Origin of the sequence: Lachnospira hominis (ex Liu et al. 2021) (genome assembly GCF_014287955.1) — a bacterium.
Lineage (GTDB): Bacteria > Bacillota > Clostridia > Lachnospirales > Lachnospiraceae > Lachnospira > Lachnospira hominis.
This window is the reverse complement of the sequence record NZ_JACOPD010000001.1, coordinates 340,363-362,056: the sequence shown is the minus strand read 5'-3', so window position 1 is coordinate 362,056 and position 21,694 is coordinate 340,363. Positions and strand designations below refer to the sequence as shown.

At 35.3% G+C, this 21,694-nt stretch carries 22 protein-coding genes; 21 read left to right on the top strand and 1 reads right to left on the bottom strand.

All coding sequences use genetic code 11. The annotated features are described in order from the left end of the window. The first annotated feature begins 58 nt into the window (after positions 1-58). The 11 genes from H8S01_RS01730 to H8S01_RS01680 all read left to right on the top strand — a co-directional run bounded on the left by H8S01_RS01730 (position 59) and on the right by H8S01_RS01680 (position 10,858). A complete protein-coding gene (locus H8S01_RS01730; RefSeq protein WP_186836066.1) occupies positions 59-781 on the top strand; it encodes a DNA methyltransferase in 723 nt (240 codons plus the stop codon). A 106-nt stretch (positions 782-887) separates the two neighbouring features. Beyond that, complete coding sequence (locus H8S01_RS01725) at positions 888-1,721, top strand: DNA adenine methylase (protein WP_186835957.1); 834 nt, start codon at positions 888-890, stop codon at positions 1,719-1,721. A 13-nt stretch (positions 1,722-1,734) separates the two neighbouring features. Further along, a complete protein-coding gene (locus tag H8S01_RS01720) occupies positions 1,735-2,538 on the top strand; it encodes a DNA-methyltransferase (RefSeq protein WP_186835956.1) in 804 nt (267 codons plus the stop codon). Next, the gene (locus H8S01_RS01715) at positions 2,528-3,403 is read left to right on the top strand and encodes a type II restriction endonuclease (protein WP_186835955.1); all 876 of its coding nucleotides are present in this window, start codon (positions 2,528-2,530) and stop codon (positions 3,401-3,403) included. Before H8S01_RS01720 ends, H8S01_RS01715 begins: the two co-directional genes overlap by 11 nt. Continuing rightward, positions 3,400-5,577 (top strand): DEAD/DEAH box helicase, encoded by a 2,178-nt coding sequence (locus tag H8S01_RS01710; protein ID WP_186835954.1) that lies wholly within the window; start codon positions 3,400-3,402, stop codon positions 5,575-5,577. The genes H8S01_RS01715 and H8S01_RS01710 overlap by 4 nt, the downstream gene beginning before the upstream one ends. Beyond that, on the top strand, positions 5,570-6,214 hold the full coding sequence (locus H8S01_RS01705; RefSeq protein ID WP_186835953.1) for a DUF2290 domain-containing protein: 645 nt from the start codon (positions 5,570-5,572) through the stop codon (positions 6,212-6,214). The genes H8S01_RS01710 and H8S01_RS01705 overlap by 8 nt, the downstream gene beginning before the upstream one ends. Positions 6,215-6,774: 560 nt before the next feature. Continuing rightward, positions 6,775-7,308 carry an RNA polymerase sigma factor gene (locus H8S01_RS01700; protein ID WP_243204172.1) on the top strand — a complete coding sequence of 178 codons (534 nt, stop codon included), beginning with the start codon at positions 6,775-6,777 and terminating at the stop codon, positions 7,306-7,308. Further along, the gene (locus H8S01_RS01695) at positions 7,298-8,059 is read left to right on the top strand and encodes a hypothetical protein (RefSeq protein WP_186835952.1); all 762 of its coding nucleotides are present in this window, start codon (positions 7,298-7,300) and stop codon (positions 8,057-8,059) included. Before H8S01_RS01700 ends, H8S01_RS01695 begins: the two co-directional genes overlap by 11 nt. Further along, entirely contained in the window at positions 8,040-8,918 is an 879-nt protein-coding gene (locus tag H8S01_RS01690; protein ID WP_186835951.1) for an ABC transporter ATP-binding protein, read from the top strand. The genes H8S01_RS01695 and H8S01_RS01690 overlap by 20 nt, the downstream gene beginning before the upstream one ends. Further along, complete coding sequence (locus H8S01_RS01685) at positions 8,915-10,138, top strand: ABC transporter permease (RefSeq protein ID WP_186835950.1); 1,224 nt, start codon at positions 8,915-8,917, stop codon at positions 10,136-10,138. Before H8S01_RS01690 ends, H8S01_RS01685 begins: the two co-directional genes overlap by 4 nt. Beyond that, on the top strand, positions 10,139-10,858 hold the full coding sequence (locus H8S01_RS01680; RefSeq protein WP_243204171.1) for a M15 family metallopeptidase: 720 nt from the start codon (positions 10,139-10,141) through the stop codon (positions 10,856-10,858). 688 nt (positions 10,859-11,546) lie between these two features. Here the strand turns inward: H8S01_RS01680 and H8S01_RS01675 are convergent. Beyond that, entirely contained in the window at positions 11,547-12,068 is a 522-nt protein-coding gene (locus H8S01_RS01675; RefSeq protein ID WP_186835949.1) for a helix-turn-helix domain-containing protein, read from the bottom strand. A gap of 169 nt (positions 12,069-12,237) precedes the next feature. Here H8S01_RS01675 and H8S01_RS01670 point away from each other — a divergent pair, with 169 nt between their 5' ends. The 10 genes from H8S01_RS01670 to H8S01_RS01625 all read left to right on the top strand — a co-directional run bounded on the left by H8S01_RS01670 (position 12,238) and on the right by H8S01_RS01625 (position 21,428). Then, the gene (locus tag H8S01_RS01670) at positions 12,238-12,429 is read left to right on the top strand and encodes an ICEBs1 excisionase (protein WP_116444116.1); all 192 of its coding nucleotides are present in this window, start codon (positions 12,238-12,240) and stop codon (positions 12,427-12,429) included. An 18-nt stretch (positions 12,430-12,447) separates the two neighbouring features. After that, the gene (locus H8S01_RS01665; RefSeq protein WP_186835948.1) at positions 12,448-13,509 is read left to right on the top strand and encodes a site-specific integrase; all 1,062 of its coding nucleotides are present in this window, start codon (positions 12,448-12,450) and stop codon (positions 13,507-13,509) included. Next, entirely contained in the window at positions 13,506-13,895 is a 390-nt protein-coding gene (locus tag H8S01_RS01660; RefSeq protein WP_186835947.1) for a plasmid mobilization protein, read from the top strand. The genes H8S01_RS01665 and H8S01_RS01660 overlap by 4 nt, the downstream gene beginning before the upstream one ends. A gap of 138 nt (positions 13,896-14,033) precedes the next feature. After that, positions 14,034-15,014: an AAA family ATPase gene (locus H8S01_RS01655; protein ID WP_186835946.1), complete on the top strand. Its 981-nt coding sequence runs from the start codon at positions 14,034-14,036 to the stop codon at positions 15,012-15,014. A gap of 122 nt (positions 15,015-15,136) precedes the next feature. Then, on the top strand, positions 15,137-15,370 hold the full coding sequence (locus H8S01_RS01650) for a complexin-2 (protein ID WP_186835945.1): 234 nt from the start codon (positions 15,137-15,139) through the stop codon (positions 15,368-15,370). Positions 15,371-15,642: 272 nt separating this feature from the next. After that, positions 15,643-17,262 carry a plasmid recombination protein gene (locus tag H8S01_RS01645; protein ID WP_186835944.1) on the top strand — a complete coding sequence of 540 codons (1,620 nt, stop codon included), beginning with the start codon at positions 15,643-15,645 and terminating at the stop codon, positions 17,260-17,262. Positions 17,263-17,280: 18 nt separating this feature from the next. Then, the gene (locus H8S01_RS01640; protein WP_243204170.1) at positions 17,281-17,634 is read left to right on the top strand and encodes a DUF6061 family protein; all 354 of its coding nucleotides are present in this window, start codon (positions 17,281-17,283) and stop codon (positions 17,632-17,634) included. A 99-nt stretch (positions 17,635-17,733) separates the two neighbouring features. Next, positions 17,734-19,236 carry a hypothetical protein gene (locus H8S01_RS01635; protein ID WP_186835943.1) on the top strand — a complete coding sequence of 501 codons (1,503 nt, stop codon included), beginning with the start codon at positions 17,734-17,736 and terminating at the stop codon, positions 19,234-19,236. 13 nt (positions 19,237-19,249) lie between these two features. Continuing rightward, complete coding sequence (locus H8S01_RS01630) at positions 19,250-20,134, top strand: retron St85 family effector protein (protein ID WP_186835942.1); 885 nt, start codon at positions 19,250-19,252, stop codon at positions 20,132-20,134. Positions 20,135-20,315: 181 nt separating this feature from the next. After that, positions 20,316-21,428 (top strand): retron St85 family RNA-directed DNA polymerase, encoded by a 1,113-nt coding sequence (locus H8S01_RS01625; protein WP_186835941.1) that lies wholly within the window; start codon positions 20,316-20,318, stop codon positions 21,426-21,428. Positions 21,429-21,694: the final 266 nt, after the last annotated feature.

The following is a 21,694-nucleotide window of genomic DNA, read 5'->3' as shown; positions in this document are numbered from 1 at the left end:
TTTTGAATGAAATTGAGTTACAATGTAGAAATCAACAAAAAAGAAGGAGGAATGTCTTATAAGTTTACAACCAAATAGTTTTAAGCTTGAACCAACAACAGTCTGGTCGTTTCCGGACAGGGGCAGTTGGGCAACGCATTCAGGAAAGTATCGAGGAAATTGGTCACCATATGTACCAAGAAATCTGATACTTCGGTATTCTAATCCCGGTGATTGGGTCTTAGATCAATTTATGGGTAGTGGAACAACCTTAGTAGAGTCAAAGCTACTCAATCGTCATGCGGTAGGTGTTGACATCAATCCGCAATCTGTTTCAATCTCTGAAACGAATTTACAATTCCAATGTGAAACAAATTCAAAAATCTTTACACGAAATGGAAATGCTACAGATTTGCATTTTATCAAAGATAGTCGTATTGACTTTATCTGTACGCATCCGCCATATGCCAATATCATCAAATACAGCAAAGGGATAGAAGGGGATATTTCATTACTTGGTGTGGAAGCGTTTTTAAATGAGATGAAGAAGGTCGCAAATGAAGCATATCGTGTTTTGAAAAAAGGAAAAATGTGTGCTGTAATGATTGGGGATGTAAGAAAATATGGAAAGGTTATTCCATTAGGATTTCGTATGATGGAATGCTTTTTACAGGCAGGATTTACGAATAAAGAAATTATAATTAAAGAGCAGCATAATTGTCGTTCTACTGATTATTGGGAAAAACAAAACAACAATTTTCTGCTTCTGGCACATGAGTATATATTTGTATTTCAGAAGTAAGATAATTCACACAGAGTGAAAGTTTTGGTTGTTATTTTGTATGTTTGCAAGTATAATAGATATGTAAAAGATTGTCCTTTTGCGGACATAGAGAAGAGGAATCAAAATGAATAATTCAAGTGTCGCTCCATTTGTGAAATGGGCTGGCGGTAAGCGTCAGTTGATTCCACAAATAAAGGAAAGAATGCCTGAAAAATATAATAATTATTATGAGCCATTTGTGGGTGGCGGTGCAGTTACATTCGAGTTGCTACCTGCAAATGCTCTGATAAATGATATAAACAAAGCATTGATAAATGCATACAAGCAGATATGTAACGCACCGGAAGCATTCCTGAAGGCTGTGAGCAGGCTTGATACGGAAATGTGGGAAGATGGTAAGGAATACTATTATTCCCTCAGGGAGCATTACAATGACAAGCTGATGAAAGCGGAGTATGATGTGGAATTGGCTGCGTTGTTTGTGTTTATAAATAAGCATTGTTTTAATGGCTTGTATCGGGTAAATGGCAAAGGATTATTTAATGTTCCGTATAACAACAGCCGGAGAGCTTCTGTTGATGAAGAGGTTATTATGGCTACTTCAAAGTACTTGCAAGGAGTAACCATTATAGATGGTGATTTTGAAATGGCTTGTAAGGATGCAAAGAAGGGCGATTTTATATTTATAGATAGTCCATATGCACCACTCGCGCCTACTTCTTTTGAGTCATACACAAAAGAGGGATTTGATATAGAAAGCCATAAGCGTTTAGCAAAACTTTTTGATGAATTAACAGATAGAGGTTGCTACTGTATGCTCACAAATCATAATACGGACTTGATAAATGAGCTGTATGGCAACAAAGGCTATAAAATAGATGTTGTAAGTGTAAAACGTATGATTAATTCAGATGCATCCAACAGAGTTGGTGAAGAAGTGATTATATGCAATTACTAAAGGAGTCGAGATAATGGAGAACTTATTTACAAAGAAAGTGCCATTATATTTTGAGACTGAAGAATCACAATTGATATTAGGTGATTCCTTTAAAATTCTAACAAAAATGGAACCAGAATCTGTTGATATGATATTTGCAGATCCACCTTATTTTTTAAGTAATGACGGCATTACCTGTCAGGGCGGAAAGATGGTTTCAGTAAATAAAGGCTCATGGGATAAGCTTTCGGAAAGTGGAACCAGCGTCGAAGAAAAACACAAGTTTAACAGAAAGTGGATTAAGTTATGTAAGAAAGTACTAAAGCCGAACGGCACAATATGGATATCAGGAACACTACACAATATATATTCAATTGGTATGGCATTGGAGCAGGAAGGCTTCAAAATAATCAACAACATAACATGGCAGAAAACAAATCCACCACCAAACTTAGCATGTCGATGCTTCACACATTCTACGGAAACCATTTTATGGGCACAGAAGAATGATAAGAAGTCTCGGCATTTTTTTGATTATCAGAAAATGAAAGAAATGAATGGCGGAAAGCAGATGAAGGATGTGTGGACTGGAGCATTGACGAAACCTTCTGAGAAAACAGAAGGTAAGCATCCCACGCAGAAACCGGAATATTTGCTTGAAAAAATTGTACTGGCGTCAACGGAGGATGGACAAGTTATATTGGATCCATTTTGTGGTTCTGGAACTACCGGAGTAGAGGCAGTACGATTTGGACGGAAGTTTATTGGAATAGATGTAAGTGAAGAATACTTGGAGATATCCAAGAGGAGATTGGAGAAGGTAGCAAATGACAAATAGAAATTTTGATGAATGGTTGAGTAAGTTCAGACCAAGTATATCAAGTTATGATTATTATATTGATTTTGAAAAGGTCGTAAGAAATGTTAATGAAATCAAGGTGGAATTAAACATCTTAAATTCCTTGATTGGTTCTAAAAATATCGAAGAAGAATTTGAGAAGATTGTGACAAAGTATCCGGAAACTTTACAATGTGTTCCGCTACTTCTTGCGGTGAGAGGTCATGAAATATATGCCCAGGATGAAGAAGGTGCGTTCTTATATAATTTCAAACAGATGAATTACAATGTGGAGCAGTACAAGGTATTCATGCGTAAGACAGGATTATTTGATATGATTGCAAATCACTTAGTAAATAATCTTGTGGATTATGCGTTGGGTATAGAAACCGGATTGGATTCTAATGGTCGTAAGAATCGTGGCGGTCACCAGATGGAAGACTTGGTTGAAAAGTATATCATGGCAGCAGGATTTGAAAAGGATGTAAATTACTTCAAGGAAATGCACCTCAAGGATATTGAAGAAAAGTGGAATATTGATTTATCTGCACTTTCTAATCAGGGAAAAGCCGCTAAGAGATTTGATTTTGTAATCAAGACAGATAAGATGATTTATGGTATTGAAACAAATTTCTATGGTGGCGGTGGCTCGAAGTTGAATGAAACCGCAAGAAGTTATAAAATGCTTTCGCAAGAAGCAGACACTATTGAGGGATTTACCTTTGTGTGGTTTACAGATGGAATTGGCTGGAAGAGTGCAAGAGGTAATTTGAGAGAGACATTCGAAGTTATGGATACTATTTATAGTATTGATGATATGGAGAATGGTGTTATGGAAATAATATTTAATGGAGGAAAAATATGATAGAAAGAATTTATAATAAAGTAAAGTTTCCAAAAGATGAAACTGCAAATGCAATATTGAATTTTTTAAGAAGTAAAATTGGAGATAGGGAGGATTGCTATTGTTTATATGAAGAACCGGATTTTTTAGTGGAGAATGGCGTTCTGCCAACATTTACCATAGTGGACAGAGAATGGGGAGTAATATTTATTAAAGGATATAATTATACAGCAGAACGTTTAACGGAAATGAATGAAAATTATTGGGTTATTTCTGAAAATAAAGAGATAAATGAGATAAAATACTTTGACAATTATTGTTATAAATGCAAAACAGATATTATGTCGCCATTAAATGGAATAGACAATGAACTGAAATTTACAAGCTTTATTATTTTCACTAATTTAGAAAAGGAAAGGGTCAAAATTCACGAAAACTTTATGAGAAATATATGGTTTTCGGACTATATATCAGGCAATATGTTTGATAATATGTGTGAGCACCGATTGGATGATGATAATTGGAAAAGGCTACTTAGTGTTATTGAAAAGGCGAATGTATTGGCGAAAGATATCGGAATTCCGATTGAAAAACCAGCAAAGAACTTAAGGGAAGCAATTGCAATAAACAATCAGAAAATATACACATTTGATGAAACTCAATTAGAGGCAAGCCTTAGTATAACAGATGCATGTGAGCAGATTAGAGGGTTGGCTGGAACTGGAAAAACAGTTATTTTGGCAATAAAAGCTGCTAAGATTCATAGATATGATCCCAATGCAAAAATTGCGTATGTATTTTATACTCAGAGTTTGTATACGCAAGTAACGAGACTGATACAAAAGTATTATGTAAAATTGACTGGGGTTCAACCGTCAGAGAATTTAAAGATATTGCATGCGTGGGGAGGAAGAACAACAGGCGAGGGACTATTGTATAATGTTTGTAGAACTAATGGATTGTCACCTATACCATATTATGAAGTAAGGGGATATAGTAATCCCTTTGGAGAGGCATGTAAAAGAGTTTCAGCTTATAATTTAAGAAAAGAATATGATTATGTGCTTATAGATGAGGCACAAGATTTACCAGAAGAATTTTTTTATTTAGTAGCGAAGATTGTTAAAGACCCTAAGAAGATTGTGATAGCATATGATCAATTACAAACAACAACAGATGTTTCAATGCCAGATTTTGAAGAATTATTTGGAAAGGATAAAAATGGAGAACCGCAGGTAAAGTTACTTGAAGAAAATGATCATATATTGAAAAAGTCATATAGAAATTATCGAGATGTTCTTTTGATTGCTATGGCTTTTGGCTTTGGAATTTATGCTGTAGATGGAATGGTTCAAATGATAAGAAGCGTTAAAAATTGGAAAGCTTTGGGGTTTGATTTTGAAAAGATTAATAACGTGGGAGATGATATTTCTTTTTCAAGTCGAGTTATAGTGGAAAGAACTAAAGAAAACAGTCCTAACGAAATCAATCAGCTATATGAAAAGTATCCGATTGTAAATTTTGATTTTTATTCTACAATTAATGAAGAATATCAGAGGGTAAGTGAAAAAATAGATGAATTAATTACTCAAGAAAAAGTTAAGCCTGAGGATATAATGGTAATAGATCTGAGAAAAAAATCTAAAGAATTGTTGCAACGTATGCAAGAGTTGTTATACAAGAAAGGGCACCTTTCAATTATTCCAGGAATTGTTGAAGATTCTAAAAATTTCTTTCAAGATGAGTGTGTTACATTGACAACACCGAGGAGAGCAAAAGGAAATGAGGTTCCGATAGTATTTGTTCTTGGTGGAAATAGCATGTATGACGAGACCTCTATGGCGAAACGTAGAATTGCGAGAAATTCTTTTTTTATTTCAATGACCCGTTCTAAAGGTTGGGTATTTGTGAGTGGTGCTGAGGACAATATAGATTTGTTTAAAGAAGAATATGAGAAAATCGTTAGTAAATTGCCATGTTTTGAATTTGATTTCCCATCACAAGCTGAATTTGAGAAAATGGTAAATATAGATTATATTTTTAAATCAGATAAAACAGCAAAATTTGAAAGAGATATTGAAGCGTTGAAAGCGGTTTTGGGCGATAAGGAAAAACTGAAATTACTTAACTTATTTTTAGATGACGATACAAAGGAGAGCATTAAAAATTTGCTTGGAGAGAGTACAGATGAATAGTTATGAATTAATTATGAAAGATATTAAAGCAACTATAAGTAAATATTTGGAGTGTAAAATGATTGTGAATCCGCTCTTTGCAGAAAAAAAGTGCAATGATTTCTCTATTTCATCAAATCATAATCAAACTGGAATACAGAAAGATGCTAAATTTTCGGAAGTATATCAGAATATTTGTAATCAGAATGATTATTTGTTTATGTTTAATGATGGTGGTGTTATACAGATTGATTATAAATTTTATATGAAAAGTATTTCAGAGGCTTGCCTAATTTATTATCCGTGTCCAAATGAGTTAATGTATGATGGATATTTGGATAAAATGAAAACGTATATTCGATTAGAATATACAGAAGACAGAACACAATACTCTGCAGTGTCACATCCAAAGGCTCATATACATATTGGAAATTATAATGATTTAAGGATAGGGGTAAAACGTGTGCCTACGTTATCGGAATTTATGGAACTAATAATGTACCTTAATTATCATGAGGATTGGATTAAAATAAAAAATGTTACATCCGAAGACGAGTTGATAAAAATGGTTGAAGATATCATTAGGGAAAGAAAAGAAATGACAGTTCAAGGATGCCTAGAGTCATATGAAGAACAGTTTTTTTCGATTACTTTGTAAATCGAAACTGGCAAAATTGTTGTGACAACAAAATGACAATACAATTACCTAAAAATCCACGCAACAGGTATAGTTTGGACAAAACTCCCGGATTTTCACCACCAAAATCAATACATTACACCACAAAACAACTTGGCAAAGAGGAGTTTGAATAACGGATTGAAATGCCGAAAGCTTGTATTTATGCGGGCTTCCGGCATTTGTTTTATCAAATGGCTCTAGTTTGGCTCTATTTGTGGAGTGGCAAATAATATCGATTTTTCTGTTGAGAGTGATATATCTGAATACGAAATATAATGTGACCAGAGATTAAGCATTTTAAGAATTTCAGATGATAACTGCATCAAGCTTAAGTGGTTGGTGGAGACAGAAAAGTTTTGGAGAGTAAGAAACGAGCGTCCGGGGTGGCATGATACCACTTCCGGGCGTGTTTTTTATTTGACAAGATTTGTTAAGTTATAAAAAATGAAAATAAAACTATCTTTTTGAGGTAGTCAGTTGTTACACATATTAGAGTGAGATAAACGTTTATTCATTACAAAATAAGGAAGGAGTGTAACTTGAATGATTTTATTTTAATCCTGCAAATGAAACAGGGCAATGATCAAGCCTTTGATAAATTTGTACGGAAATATTATGCGGATATTTTGTCTTATTGTAGATATCACTGTTTGAATCAGACAGAAGCGGAAGATCTAACACAGGAAACCTTTCTTCGCTTTATAAATAACATACAATCTTATCAGCATATGGGAAAAGCAAAGAATTACCTTTATGTGATAGCTGGTAATCTCTGTAAGAATAGTGCAAAGAAATGGAAGGCAGAGAGCATAGAAACGGAAGTATTGGAAAGAGAGTTAGTTTCTGATGGCGATATCCCCAAAAAGGAAAATCAAATGTATGTGGAACATGCACTTGAACAGATGCAGCCGGAATTAAGAGAAATTATTATAATGATCTATTTTCAAGAGCTAAAGCTAAGAGAAATTGCTGACATAATGCAGATTGGATTACCGCTAGTAAAGTATAGGCATAAGAGAGCAAAAGAAGAATTAAAAAGATTATTGGGAGAGGAGGAGTCTCATGAAACTTGAGAAGATGATGGAAACATATAAAAGAGAAAATAGTGTTACTCCAAGAGAAGAAAAAATTTTGGAAACTATACAGAAATCAAAGAATGTCATGATGGAAGTACAGTCTGAAAATATGATGAGTTATACAGAATTCTTTTTTTCGCAGTTTCGCTTGATTCGAAAGAGATGGTGGATATTACAGGCAATGTTGCTTGCCTTGGTATTTTTGATTATGCCATTTTTGAAGGATTCGATTTATCTTATGAGAACATTGGGAGTTGCTTCTGTATTTTTTGTAGTGATGATTATTCCGGAATTTTGGAGAAATAAGGAGAGTAATTCCCGTCAAATAGAGGTGACATGTTTGTTCTCTCTTAGACAGATTTATTCGGCAAGAATATTTCTAATAGGAATAGTTGATGTATTCATGCTAACAGTATTTTTAACAGTGGTATGTATCGGCATGAAAATGCAGTTTATGGATTTACTGGTTCAGTTCTTGTTCCCTATGGTTATTACAGCGGGAATTTGTTTTGTAATGTTGAACTGTAGCTTTCTGAATGAGGCAACATCTATATTAGGATGCTTTATATGGGGCGTGATATGGTGGGGCGTTGCAATGAATAATGCTATTTATGAACGTATTGCTATGCCTATATGGATTATCCTGTTCGTATTTGCAATATGTTTTTTGATTGGTGCAGTCTATAAGACGATTCATGAGTGTAATCGTTTTTTGGAGGTGAATTTATATGGAATTACAAATGGTTAATGTTACAAGAAAGTTTGGTGAGTTTTGCGCTGTAGATGATCTGAATTTAACAATAACCAATGGCGTATATGGATTGTTGGGTGTGAATGGTGCAGGTAAGACAACTTTTATGAGAATGATTTGTACCTTATTGCCGCCAACAAGTGGACAGATTTTATGTGATGGAAAAGACATTTTCCAAATGGATGGAGAATATAGAAATTTGCTTGGATACTTACCACAGGAATTTGGATTTTATCCAGATTTTACGGTAAAGGATTATCTGATGTATATTGCCAGCTTAAAGGGAATCCGTCCTATGGTAGCAGGAAAACGAGTAAAAGAATTATTAGAGCAGGTGGGACTTACAAAGGCTGCCAATAAGAAGATGAAGAAGCTATCAGGAGGTATGAAGCGTAGAACTGGAATCGCTCAGGCTATGTTAAATAATCCAAAGATTCTTATTTTGGATGAGCCTACAGCCGGACTTGACCCATCGGAAAGAGTTCGTTTTCGTAATCTGATTAGTGAACTGTCAGAGGAGCGAATTGTTATTTTGTCAACGCATATTGTTTCAGACATAGAGTATATTGCAAACGAGATCTGGCTGATGAAAGAAGGGCAGATTGTGCAACAGGGAAATCTGGATGATATGATTGCTTCTATGCAGGAAAATGTGTATGCGTGTGAAGTATCACAGGCAGACGCAACAAAAATGATGAAACAGTTCAAAGTGTCAAATATGAAGTCGGAGAGAGGAATGGTGGAACTGCGTATTATTGCTGATAGACCGCCAATTCCTGAAGCCTGCGTGATAGAGCCAACACTAGAAGATGTGTTTCTGTATTACTTTGGAGAAAAGGGTGGTGAGACAGAATGATACGTTATGAAATCAAGAAGATTTTTTCTAAAACCATCTGCAGGATATCTATGATTGTGCTGCTACTTTCACTTATTATATCCTGCTATTTTGCAATTACAAATATCACTTACATTGATGAACAAGGGGTATCGCATACAGGAATAGCAGCAGCTAGAGATCTACGAACAGAAAAGCAGAAATGGGAAGGCACTTTGGACGAAGAAGCCTTGCAGAAAGTTTTGGATGAATATAGAAAGATAAATGAAGAATACCCAATTCGTCAAGGAGATTACACAGCCAATATGCTGCATGATTCCAAAGTGCAGGGCATTTCAGAAATCAAAGATATGATTAATATCGGATTTTGTGAGTTCCGAGATTTCAACTATTATCGTATTGATTCTGTATCAAAAGATGAAGTTGGTAAGCTATATGAGAATAGGGTAAAAAGTTTAGAAAAATGGCTAGGTTCTGAAGATGCAGAAGGGTTATTTGATGAAAATGAGAAAGCCTTTTTGCTTGAAAGATATGGTCAGCTAAAAGCTCCATTATATTATGAGGATTATGATGGATGGGGGTCAGTACTACACTATGCTCAAACTATTGTAATGTTAGTCATGCTTGTATCTGCATTTTTGGTATCTGGTATTTTCTCAAATGAATTTAGCTGGAAGGCAGATTCCATATTTTTCTCGACAAAGTATGGAAGGGATAAAGGAACGAAAGCCAAACTTACAGCAGGGCTTATTGTGGTAACGGCTATTTATTGGCTGTTTATTGCTTTATATTCCATCATTGTATTAGGGGTTCTCGGATTTGGTGGTGGAAATGTAATGATACAAACTGGATTTTGGTATTGGAAGTCCTTTTACAATATTACTTATGTGCAACTGTATGTACTTACCATTTCAGCCGGTTATATTGGAACATTGTTTTGTATGTTACTGTCTATGCTTATATCTGCGAAAACACATACAGCAGTAGTGGCGGTTACTATTCCATTTGTTAGTTTGTTTTTACCATTATTCTTGTCGAATTTCCACTTCTTAGAAGGTGTACTTGGATTATTCCCAGACCAATTATTGCAGATTAATGAGATTATAAATCTTTTCAATTTGTATCAAATAGGTGGGAAGGTTGTTGGTTCGATTCCGATTATGATGGTAATATATCCTATTTTATGCGTGGTGCTATTGCCGATTATTTATTATATATATCATAAAACGGAGATAAAATAGATGAAACGTAAAAAGAGAGGCCATCTAAAAAATATGGCTCTGTTCATGTTTCTGCTCTTGGTCGCTTGTGTTGGGTATTTCTTGGTAGTGAATGGTGTCATTCATTATTCAAGTAAGTTAAAAAGTTTTGGGATAATAAAGCAAGAAGAACATAACACTGCAAGTGACAAGTATGGATGGGAGTTAATGCTGGTCAATCGTGATAATTATGTTCCTGATATTTATGAAATTGATTTTATGGAGCTAAGCAATGGACAGAAAATTGATTCCAGAATATACCCATATTTGCAGGAAATGTTTGATGATGCGAGGAATGCAGGTGTATATCCTTTTGTTAGGGAAGGATACCGAACCGCAGAGGAACAGCAACAGATTTTAGATGATAAAATAGCTGCTTATCGAAGTGAGGGATATACAAAGCACATGGCAGAAGAAACAGCAATGGAGTGGGTAGCGTTGCCGGGGACAAGTGAGCACCAACTTGGAATAGCAGTAGATATCAATGCAGATACCTCAAAGTGTTCTCGTGATGATGTTTACAACTGGTTACTTGAAAACTCTTATAAATATGGTTTTATCCAAAGATATCCGTCAGGAAAGACAAGCATTACGGGAGTTGCTAATGAACCGTGGCATTATCGCTATGTAGGAAAAGACGCGTCAGAGGCAATTCATCAGAGTGGAATGTGCTTGGAAGAGTATATTGATACATTGGATTAGTGGAGGGCCATAAGTAATAATATGAAATGAATTTGTATGAGCGTCCGGGATGGCATGATACCACTTCCGGGCGTATTTTAACTATATAAAAAACATGTCGAGAACAAACGATTCTAGGAGTAGATAATCATGTTGAAATACTTGGAAGAAAATAATAAAAAACTGAAAGAAGTGCATGTACTCTTGCAGAAGCATTAGTTCTTATGTTAGGATACTATCTAAGGAAAGTACCCATGACAGGGCGTTAAGCGTCCGGGGGACGCTTGTTTAGCACCGACCGGAGCGAAGCGTAGAGGTAGACTCCCGAGTTTATGATACCGGTTTACCGGCGGAATACATAGGAAGGGGTGCTAGGTGCCGGTGGCACCTGCTTAGCACCGACCGAAACGAAGTGTAGACGTGGCGCCGATGACAGCTTATGAGATCATTACGATTTTCATTGGGATATTAGCTTTACTGATGTCCTTTGGTAGCTTGATTGTAGCGTTGCTTGCCTTTCTCGACAAGAGAAACAAGCACAAATAAAAATGCCTATCCTGTCTGATCCACAGGATAGGCGGTGTCCATAAGGACATTTCTTTAGCCTAAACTCGGAGCATCCACCTTTGGAGTGGGTGCTTTCTGTTTAATTAGATATTATCATCTTATGTCTGATAATTCAAGAGATTTCTCTAATTTGGAAAAATTTTCACGGTAAGTCTGTCAGTTCCTTTTTGACAACCATATTGTCATCAAGCAGGTGCTGCTTGATTTCTTCGATATTTTCATTGATGTGCTTCAGGTTGTCAGCATACTCTTCTTCTGAATATTCATCTTTAGCATTTATCATATTTTCACGAATTTCCAGAACTTTCATATAGGTACAGAGTTTTTTATTGATGAGATTGTTCTTAAAGGACAGCTTAACAGTAGATGGCTTGAAATTGCCCTCATCGTCCTTATCTGCCTCAAATTTCATATCAATCTGATCATCCAGTTTAAACAGTAATGATAAGACATCAGAAACTGTTTCTATATCAAAATCCATGAAAATGTTAATGCTGATGCCTAGTGCATTGGCAATCTTTAAAAGCTGGTCAGGCTTTGGATTACGGATTCCATATTCATATTTCTTTATTGTTGCGGAGTTTATGCCGGATAACTGACCAAGCGTTTCCTGCGATATTCCACGCATATTGCGAAAGTATTTAATCTTTTCCCCAGTAGTCATGTGAAAACAGCTCCTTTATGTTTTGATAAGCCTATTCTATCACATTGGGACACATTTGTGTATAAAAATTTAATATAAATACTTGACAGACACAAATGTGTACTGATATAATACGGACAAACAAGGTCACAAAAGTGTACCAAAATAAAACAGGAAAGGAGAACTCAATATGGAGAATACGATGAAGATGTATGTAACAGCAGATGAAGCGGCACAGATTCTTGGAGTATCAAGAGGATATGCTTACAAAATCATTCGTGGTCTTAACAATGAATTAAAAGAAAAAGGCTATCGAGTGATTTCAGGCAAGGTGCCTACAAAGTATTTTGAAGAAAAGTTTTATGGTATGGCAGTTGGTTAGTGGAGAGGAGATGATGATATGCCAGCAACAAGAGATGGCAAGACGTGGCGTAGCCAGTTCTATTATGAGGACTGGCAGGGTGTACGTCATAAAAAGAACAAAAGAGGCTTTAAGACAAAAGCCGAAGCAGAGGAGTGGGAGCGTAACTTCCGGCAACAGCAACAAAAGGACTTGGATATTAATTTTGAGAACTTTGTGGAGATCTATTTTGCTGATATGGAGAACCGATTGAGGGAAAGCACAATCAAGAACAAAAGATATGTGTTTGACCTTAAGGTTACACCATATTTCAAAAAGAAAAAGATGTGTGAGATTAAGACAGCGGATATTCGAGCTTGGCAGAATGAATTGATAAAAAAAGGATATGCACAGACGTATCTTAAAAGTATCAATAATCAGCTTGCTGCACTTTTCAATTATGCGGTCAGATATTATGACCTGAAAGATAATCCATGCAGAAAAGCAGGAAGTATTGGGAAGAGCAAAGCCGATGATATGGAATTCTGGACAAAGCAGGAGTTTAAGCAGTTTATCCCTTCAATGGATCAGAAACCGGAGGCAAGGATGGCATTCTTGCTTCTGTATTGGACGGGAATGCGTATAGGAGAATTACTTGCATTGACCTATGAAGATATTGATTTTGAAAATCGTATTGTAAGTGTTTCGAAATCATATCAGAGGTTGGATGGAAAAGATTTGATAACTCCGCCCAAGACACCGAAAAGTAATCGTAAGATTAGTATTCCACCATTTTTGGCAGAAGAGTTAAAAGAGTATTGTAGCCATTTATATGGGATTATGGCAAATGAGAGAATGTTTCGTTTTACAAAGTCTTATATGGAACATGAAATAGTGCGTGGCATTAAGGAAACAGGGGTAAAGCGAATTCGTCTTCACGATTTACGTCATAGTCATGCTTCCTTACTTGTGGAGCTAGGCTTTCAACCTTTGGCAATAGCGGAAAGGCTTGGGCATGAAAAGATAGAAACAACCTTAAATACCTATTCACATTTATATCCGAATAAACAGGCAGAATTGGCGGATAGGTTAGAACTTGAAAATGAGGAGGATGTACAATGAGTGGAGTACACAAATATCCTACAATCAGCTTTCGTGTTTCACCAAGAGAACGGGAGATGATTGAGGCAAAGATACTTGCAAGCGGTATGCAGAAGAAAGATTATTTTGTCCGTTCTTGCATATACAATCGTGTATGTGTGGTTGGAAAGAAGGAAGTCATTTACAGACTGGTAGAAGAATTACAGAATATGCAGACCAATATATCCGAAGTTGTAAAGCAATTTGAACAGCAGGCGGTAACATTATCTTCTGAAGGATTAGAGGATATGAGAAATGACTGTATGGATATGTTGCAGGCAATTCTCTGGATGTTGGACGGAGCGAAATATCTTTGGCAAGGACAACAGACAGATAAAGAAAAAAGTCCTGACAGCGGCAACTGTTAGGACTTGTGATAACTGGAGAAACCTCTGTTATCCATGCTTATTGAACTGCTAATGTTCAATAAGATATGTATTTACAATAAGAGTATAGCAGAGGTTCTTCTTTTGAGCAAATTATATTTTGAATTGGAGAGGACTCTTATGGAAGAACAAAAGACGGAATTAAAGATGATACGGATGTCAGAGATACAGTCACAGGAAGTTGAATGGTTATGGTATCCGTTTATACCATACGGAAAACTTACAATTATTCAAGGTGATCCGGGGGATGGCAAGACCACATTGGTTTTGAATATTGCGGCAAAGCTTTCCAGAGGTGAGGGCTTGGATAATGATATGAAAGTGAAGGAACCGGTAAATGTAATTTATCAGACTGCCGAGGATGGTTTGGCAGATACAGTAAAGCCAAGGCTTGAGCTTGCAGGAGCAGATTGTGAAAAGATATTGGTTATTGATGAGAGTGATAAATCCCTGTCTATGGCAGATGAGAGGCTGGAGGAGGCTATTGCTCGAACAGGGGCAAAGGTATTGATTTTAGATCCGATACAGGCTTATTTGGGTGGTGGAATGGATATGAACAGAGCAAATGAGGCAAGAGATATGACAAAGAAATTAGGAGCGTTGGCTGAGAAATATCAATGTGCAATCCTTCTTATCGGTCATATGAATAAAGCATCGGGAAATAAGGCGGCATATAGAGGCATGGGTTCCATTGACTTCTTTGCTGTAGCAAGAAGTGTGATTCTGGTTGGCAGAGTGGAAGGTGAAGCAAATACACGAGCAGTAGTTCAGATAAAGAACAATTTAGCTGCATTTGGTCATTCGAAGGCATTTATGTTGTCAGAAAGTGGGTTTCATTGGTTAGGGGATTATGAGATTACAGCGGATGAAGTGCTTGGGGGAATTGCACCTAAAGCAAATAAATTGGAGCAGGCAAAGCAAATGCTTCGAGAACTTGCGGAAACGGCAAATGCAGTGCAGAGCAATGAGATTTTTGAAATGGCAGATGAGCGGGGGATTTCAAAAAGAACACTGGAAAATGCCAAAAAGGAACTTGGTATCCGGGCGAAGAAAATCAACAATTCATGGTATTGGGAGTTGGATAAGGTAAAGTCAGATTAAGGCAAGAATGCAACAATGCAGACTATATAGAAATTGCGGAGATGAACCTTGCAAGGTTGCAAAATCTATAGATATTGCATTGTTGCGGACTTGATAGTAGAGGAAAGGATTGATGGATTGATATGAAAAATGTGCAGATTTCACAGGAGCTTTTCATTGCACTTATGAGGTATTTTCTGCTGGAGCAGGAGGAGTTATACCCAGAGATAAAGAAAGGTCTTGAAAAGAAACTAGATGCGCTGGTAATGAGAGAGCTGTATACGAAGTACAAAACCGCACCAAGCGAAGAAGAACGAGAAAAGGCACGCAGGGAATATTTGGATAAGCGTGGTGTGCCGGAAAGCTTTCGGTGGTAGTTTCGCTTAATCGTAAATGACGGGTGCGTGGCACGCTCCCGTTAGATATGGTTAAGGAGAAATGTTGTGCGGTGGTAATACAGTGAACGCTTGCGGACACTGACTGCCGGAGGCAGATTAGCCCCCGGCAGGGCGCAAAACCTGACTTGTCAGGTTGCATTTTTGATGCCGCAGGTGTCAAAAGTGCTTTTGCGTTACTTTCGGCGAAAGTAACAAAGCCTGCGCCGTTTCCGGCGCTAATATGACAGATAAAAGGAAGGAGAGAATTGCCTATGGAAAGAACGATTAGTGGGATGGTAGGAAAAGGTTCCGTTAATCATAACACCCGAGCATTTACAGCAAAAAATGTGGATAGTGATAGAAGTGGTGCTAATGTTCATTTTTGTAATGAAGATATAAAACAGGTTTATCATAAATTGTTTGATGAAGCACTTGAACGATATAATGCAAAGCAGAAACGTAAGGATCGAGTGATTGATGATTATTATGAAAAAATCAGACAAGGCAAGCAGGAGAAACATTTTCACGAAGTCATTTTTCAAATTGGAAATAAAGACGATATGAATGCCAAAAGTGAAGAAGGGATTCTTGCTAAAAAGATATTAACAGAGTTTATGAACGAGTTTCAAGCACGAAATCCTAACTTGTATGTGTTTTCTGCTCACTTGCATATGGATGAGGAAACACCACATCTACACATTGATTTTGTGCCATATATTACAGGTAGCAAGCGAGGATTGGATACAAGAGTATCATTAAAATCTGCATTGGCTGCAGAGGGTTTTACAGGTGGCACGAGAGGCGCTACAGAGTGGAATCAATGGATTGCAGCGGAGAAGCAGGCGTTGGCTATGGTAATGGAGCGATACGGTGTTAAATGGCTTCAAAAGGGAACACATGAAAAGCATTTGTCGGTACTGGACTTTGAAAAGCAGGAGAGAGCGAAGGAAGTAGCGGAATTAGACAGTCAAAAGCAGGAAAAGACCACTGAGGTTGCTAAATTGGATCAAGTAGTATCCTCTATGAAGCAGGAATTAATGACTACTACGATTAAGCAGGTAAAAGCTGAGGAGGCTATTGAAAAGGCAAGAGCGGAAGGTGCTACGCTTCAGAGGGATAACGAAACATTAAGTACAAGCAATCAACAATTGCGAGTGGAAAATACAAGCCTTGAAATAAAAAAGGAGGAACTACGGACCGATAACCGCCACTTGGAACAGCAACAATGGAAATTGAGGACAGATAATAGCGAGTTAAAGTTGAAACAGAGTGTTTTACAGTCCGAGAACCAGCTATTGGAACAAGAACAGAACAAATTGCAAAAGGATAATGAAGATCTGGAGCAGAAGCAAGCTACGCTACAATCGGATAATCAGGTACTAAAACAAATGCAGGATAGGCTGCAGAAAGATAATGCCCAGCTTGAAATACAACAGGAGAAATTGAAAAGCAGTATTAATCAGATGGTGCAGTCAGAGAAGTTGTTGCAGCGTGACGTCCGAAAGTATGATGAAGAACCTGAATGGCAACTTCAAGAGCCGGGAGCATTTACAAGTGCAAAGTCATTTCGGGATAAAGTAGCGTTGCCTCTTGTGAACAAATTGAAGGAAACGGTAAAAAGTTTGACAATCCAATGTGTTAGATTAAAAGAGGAAGTGCTTCAACTACGAGATAAAGTTAAGCATCTCACAAGTGATGTAGAATTTTATAAAGGCAAGATTAGAGATATGAACACTAAAACGGAATTATTGAAGGAAAAAGCCGATGATCTGGAGCGTGTGAAACGATATGCCGGTGCGGAGCAAATCAACACTATTATCAGTAAGGTAAAGGAGCAGGAACGCATGGAGCAACAGGCAAGACAGTATAACAGGTCTTATGGAGCGAGATAAACGAAAGGATGGATTGATATGATGGATGATAACAGATTGGATAATATTGCAGAGTGTGCTTATAACATGGACAACGGATATGTTGAGGTGTGGTATGTTGACGGGAATATGCTTCGGATAAAGTGCGATGAGGTTGAGGCTGCTCTGCGGACTACAGAGCAGTCGCTGGCAAAGCTACACAAATTGTTGGATAATAAGCCGATAGAGTATGTGGCAATGGCTTTGTCAGGGGAAATGCAGGCATATTGTGATATCGAGGATGAAATGGCTAAGAGTATGTTTGGGACGATTGTGCAGGGGTATTTGAAGAAGGGGTATAATCGAGCTACGGCGGAGATGATGGCGAGGGAGTTTTTTCGGTATGAGAGTTGAATTTTGTTATAATTGAAAAACGGTACATATTTACTGAAAAGTTTAAGTAGTAGAATAGATAATTATGTTATAATTATACTAAGATTTTAGTGGAGGAAAATGAAAATGTATGATTTCCTATTGGAATTGAAAAAGGTTTCGCTTTGGGGTGCTTTACCTTTGTTTGTAAATGTTATATTTGTTATAATAATAATTATGGTTTCAAGTATGAAAAAAGACAAACTTTCACCTGCCGATGAGTTATGTGATAAAAGAAAAAATCATAAATTACAAAAGATTTTTTTGCGCGTTGATCTTTTTTCGGAAGTGTATTTATTTGTATGCTCAATTATGGCGTGTATTCCACTTGTAGCAATTTTTAATCAAAAATACTATGCTTATATTAATGGAATGATTGACAAAATAGAAGTTGTAGGTAGCAGTGTTTTAGGATTAACAACAATTGCTGTAACACTATCAGTTGCAGTTATTCTTTTTGATAGAAAGTATTACATTGTTTTTTCAATACGTGATGTTCTTCAAAAATTTAAATTTGCAGAATGTTTGTTTATAAGTGTGTCAAGTTGCGTAATAGTAATTATTATGCAAATTACTCTGATAAATCAAACTATTGAGTCACTTTTTGATTTGATTAGGTTTATGGTGTTTGAAATTGTTACTATATACAATATTGTTGCTAATACTTATGTCCTTTTCATTATTGTTTATATTATGTTTTTTGAGCAAAGAAAAGAACTTGAAATATTAGGACAGTTATATCGAAGTTTTTGGATTGATAGACTTGATACATCGTCTTTTAAAGAAAAAACGAATTGGAGCAAAGAAGCAGTTGAAATAAATGTTGATTATTTGCTTCAAAAATATGTTGATACATGTAGGAAAAAGAAAATATTAAAAATAGATTATATCGAATTTGCAACAACATTGGATACATATAAGCAAAAATGGTATAATAAAGCAAGAAATAAATTTATTAAATTGAATATAATTTGCATGTTAAGTAGTATATTATTGGACATTGCTTTTTTGAATAGAAAATGTATTATTCTAGTTGTGATTAATCTAGTTTTTACTGCAATTAATATAGGGATTACCTTTTGTGAAAAAGACTGTATACACTTGGTGATTTTAAAATTTTTTTCTGATACATGGGGATATTATATTCATCAGAGAAACAATAAAGAAAAATTCATTCCAAGAGTTGCATTAAGAAAAAGCAATGTATATGACAAATATATAATGAGAATGAATAGTCTTAATGCTTTTTTTTACATATGGATAAATTATTTAGATTATAAAACTAGTGACAACAAACTAGTTATAGATATGTATCAAGAGATGATAGACTGCTTAGAGTCGATGGAAAATATTAATAGTGTTTTATATATGCCAATATTTATTGTTGGGTTCTTCTTATATGAGAAAAATATAAATGTATTAAGTGCAAGAGAGATATATGATAAAATAGATGAAAATGGAAATTTATTTGAAATGATGTTTATGAGTCAAATAGTACATTTGACGAAAAATGATAAAAGATGCATTCAAGATGCAAAGAAGTATTTGTTATGGTTACAACAAATAGGTGATATAAAGGAATGAAAGTGGAGATAGCATGGATAAAGAAATAATTAAAAAAATATATAATGATATTTTTCTTTATATACAACATAGTAATATTGATTTGTTTTTATGCGGTGGAGCTAGTAATAAATCATATGTTTCAAACCGAGATCAATTAAGAAAGCGATTGGAGAAGGATAAAAAGTTATCTATTTTTTATCCTGAAGATATGTTTATGGAATTATTAAGTAGAAAAAAGTATGACTTATTTACATTAGAAAATTTTTTGGCTGAAAATAGTGACTTGATTATGATTGTATGTGAAAGCCCAGGTTCTTTTACGGAATTAGGTGCCTTTACAAGTAATGAGAAAACACTAAGAAAATTGGTTGTTTTGATTCAGAAAAAATATAAGAATGACAAAAGTTTTATTATGCAAGGTCCTGTTAGATATATAGAAAAGCATGACAAGAAAAATGTAATATATTTTAATAATGATTTGGATGATATGGAAGAAGTAGTTGAAGAATATTTGGCATCAAAGTATTGGTTTTATAGAAATAAGAAATATACAAGAAAATATGGTAATTATACAAAAGAAATTAACTTGATATCAGGTCAGTTTTATTTTATACTGTTATTGTTATATTTTTATAATAAAATAGAAACAAAAGAAATGAATGAAGCAATCAGATATATTTATCAAGAAAGAAAATTTGAGGCGAATCAATTTGAAATTCTTTATACAGCAGCATTGAAGAGATTATATAAAGAAGGAATGCTGATAAAAAATGTTGAAAATGGGTTGAATTATTATAAATTATCAAAAAAGGGTTATTACACTGTAAAAGATTTATTAAATGATGTTATGGTAGATAACCGGGATAAATTGGTAAATAGAATTCGACTTGACATTATTTCTGCTCAATATCGTTAGCATCACAATCTTAGAACGTTACTGATACATATTTTTGTTGAAGTTTATGGAGGATGGTTCGTCTTCCGGAGAATATGAACATGACCAGAGTTGGTCAAAACCATGGTGTAATTCCACGACAGTGAAATCCCACCATGGTTTTGACGCAAAATATATAAGGTAAGAAAGTGGTGTTAACGATTTGAAAAAATATAATAACAAAATGGTAATTGAATCATTAGGGCTACCAATGTTTGAAGATATAGAAACATTGGCGGAGGAAACGAGGCTAACAGAAAAATTAGTGTTCTTTATAACCAAAGAGGATGCGAAAGGACGTTATAAAAAATTTTATATCCCGAAAAAAGACGGAACTTCAAGAGAAATAAATTCACCATGTATGTCTTTAAAAGTAATACAACGTTGGGTGCTAGAGAATATTTTATATAAAGTTAGAGTTTCGCAATATAGTATCGGTTTTGTAAAAAACGGTAAAGGTTCGCCACTGGTACAATGTGCTGAACGCCATAAAAATAATCTCTATATATTAAAAATGGATTTGAAAAATTTTTTTCCCTCGGTAGAGAGAGGCAGAGTTTATAATCAATTTTTACAATTAGGATATAATACATATGCATCTAATTTGCTAACGAATATATGCACATTAAATGGAAGCTTGCCTCAAGGAGCGGTAACATCGCCATATTTAGCCAATTTGGTATGTTATAAAATGGATATAAGAATTGCGGGATACTGTAATAAACGAGATATAACATATACTAGATATGCGGATGATTTAATTTTTTCAAGTGATAATAGAGATTTGTTACGAAAAATTTATGGAATGATCAAGAAAATTGTTGAAGATGAAGGTTTCGTAGTTAATGAGGAAAAGACCCGATTTTTATCACCTAAGGTTCACAAGGAAGTTATAGGGGTAACAGTAAATGATGGCGTAATAAAAGCACCTAAGGAAATGAAACGTATGGTTAGGGCGATGATTCACTATGAAATAGTAACGGGTGATTATTCGGACAACGAAAAAATTAGAGGATATATTGCATATATTGATTCATTAGAGAGGAATTATCGAAATAAAATCATAAAATATATTGAAAAATATTTAGACGATACCATTACATTGTTTCCAGAACTAGTAGAAAAATTTAATCAAAACAAATTATATAATCAAATTCCAGATATGAAACAACATGATATATCAAGATTTGTCAATTTTGAAGATGAAGCAGATTATTATAGTATGGTAGTAAATGAACGAGAAGACTATTTATCTAGACATGGAATTGCTATATAAGTTTTACTATGCTACTGGCTCCATTTTGGCTCTAAAAAATTTGGACGAGATAGAGATAAACATAAATTATGAAGAATATGAATAATAAAACACACAAATGTATACTATGAAACACCCCAATAAATCTCTCCGCCCAAGAGTTTGAATAGTAAACAGAGCTTCATAAATGGCGTAAACAAGCCATTTATGGGGCTTTTTCTTTTGTCGAGATACCTATATGATACCCATTGAGGGTCATGTGAGGAAGAGTTGATGTAGATATTATG

Coding starts and splice junctions, on each gene's coding strand:
- H8S01_RS01715 (WP_186835955.1), top strand. CDS start 2,528: ATGACAAATAGAAATTTTGATGAATGGTTGAGTAAGTTCAGACCAAGT.
- H8S01_RS01660 (WP_186835947.1), top strand. CDS start 13,506: ATGAGTGGAGTACACAAATATCCTACAATCAGCTTTCGTGTTTCACCA.
- H8S01_RS01635 (WP_186835943.1), top strand. CDS start 17,734: ATGAAAATGTATGATTTCCTATTGGAATTGAAAAAGGTTTCGCTTTGG.
- H8S01_RS01645 (WP_186835944.1), top strand. CDS start 15,643: ATGGAAAGAACGATTAGTGGGATGGTAGGAAAAGGTTCCGTTAATCAT.
- H8S01_RS01725 (WP_186835957.1), top strand. CDS start 888: ATGAATAATTCAAGTGTCGCTCCATTTGTGAAATGGGCTGGCGGTAAG.
- H8S01_RS01640 (WP_243204170.1), top strand. CDS start 17,281: ATGATGGATGATAACAGATTGGATAATATTGCAGAGTGTGCTTATAAC.
- H8S01_RS01695 (WP_186835952.1), top strand. CDS start 7,298: ATGAAACTTGAGAAGATGATGGAAACATATAAAAGAGAAAATAGTGTT.
- H8S01_RS01690 (WP_186835951.1), top strand. CDS start 8,040: ATGGAATTACAAATGGTTAATGTTACAAGAAAGTTTGGTGAGTTTTGC.
- H8S01_RS01675 (WP_186835949.1), bottom strand. CDS start 12,068: ATGACTACTGGGGAAAAGATTAAATACTTTCGCAATATGCGTGGAATA.
- H8S01_RS01705 (WP_186835953.1), top strand. CDS start 5,570: ATGAATAGTTATGAATTAATTATGAAAGATATTAAAGCAACTATAAGT.
- H8S01_RS01710 (WP_186835954.1), top strand. CDS start 3,400: ATGATAGAAAGAATTTATAATAAAGTAAAGTTTCCAAAAGATGAAACT.
- H8S01_RS01655 (WP_186835946.1), top strand. CDS start 14,034: ATGGAAGAACAAAAGACGGAATTAAAGATGATACGGATGTCAGAGATA.
- H8S01_RS01720 (WP_186835956.1), top strand. CDS start 1,735: ATGGAGAACTTATTTACAAAGAAAGTGCCATTATATTTTGAGACTGAA.
- H8S01_RS01670 (WP_116444116.1), top strand. CDS start 12,238: ATGGAGAATACGATGAAGATGTATGTAACAGCAGATGAAGCGGCACAG.
- H8S01_RS01685 (WP_186835950.1), top strand. CDS start 8,915: ATGATACGTTATGAAATCAAGAAGATTTTTTCTAAAACCATCTGCAGG.
- H8S01_RS01630 (WP_186835942.1), top strand. CDS start 19,250: ATGGATAAAGAAATAATTAAAAAAATATATAATGATATTTTTCTTTAT.
- H8S01_RS01680 (WP_243204171.1), top strand. CDS start 10,139: ATGAAACGTAAAAAGAGAGGCCATCTAAAAAATATGGCTCTGTTCATG.
- H8S01_RS01650 (WP_186835945.1), top strand. CDS start 15,137: ATGAAAAATGTGCAGATTTCACAGGAGCTTTTCATTGCACTTATGAGG.
- H8S01_RS01665 (WP_186835948.1), top strand. CDS start 12,448: ATGCCAGCAACAAGAGATGGCAAGACGTGGCGTAGCCAGTTCTATTAT.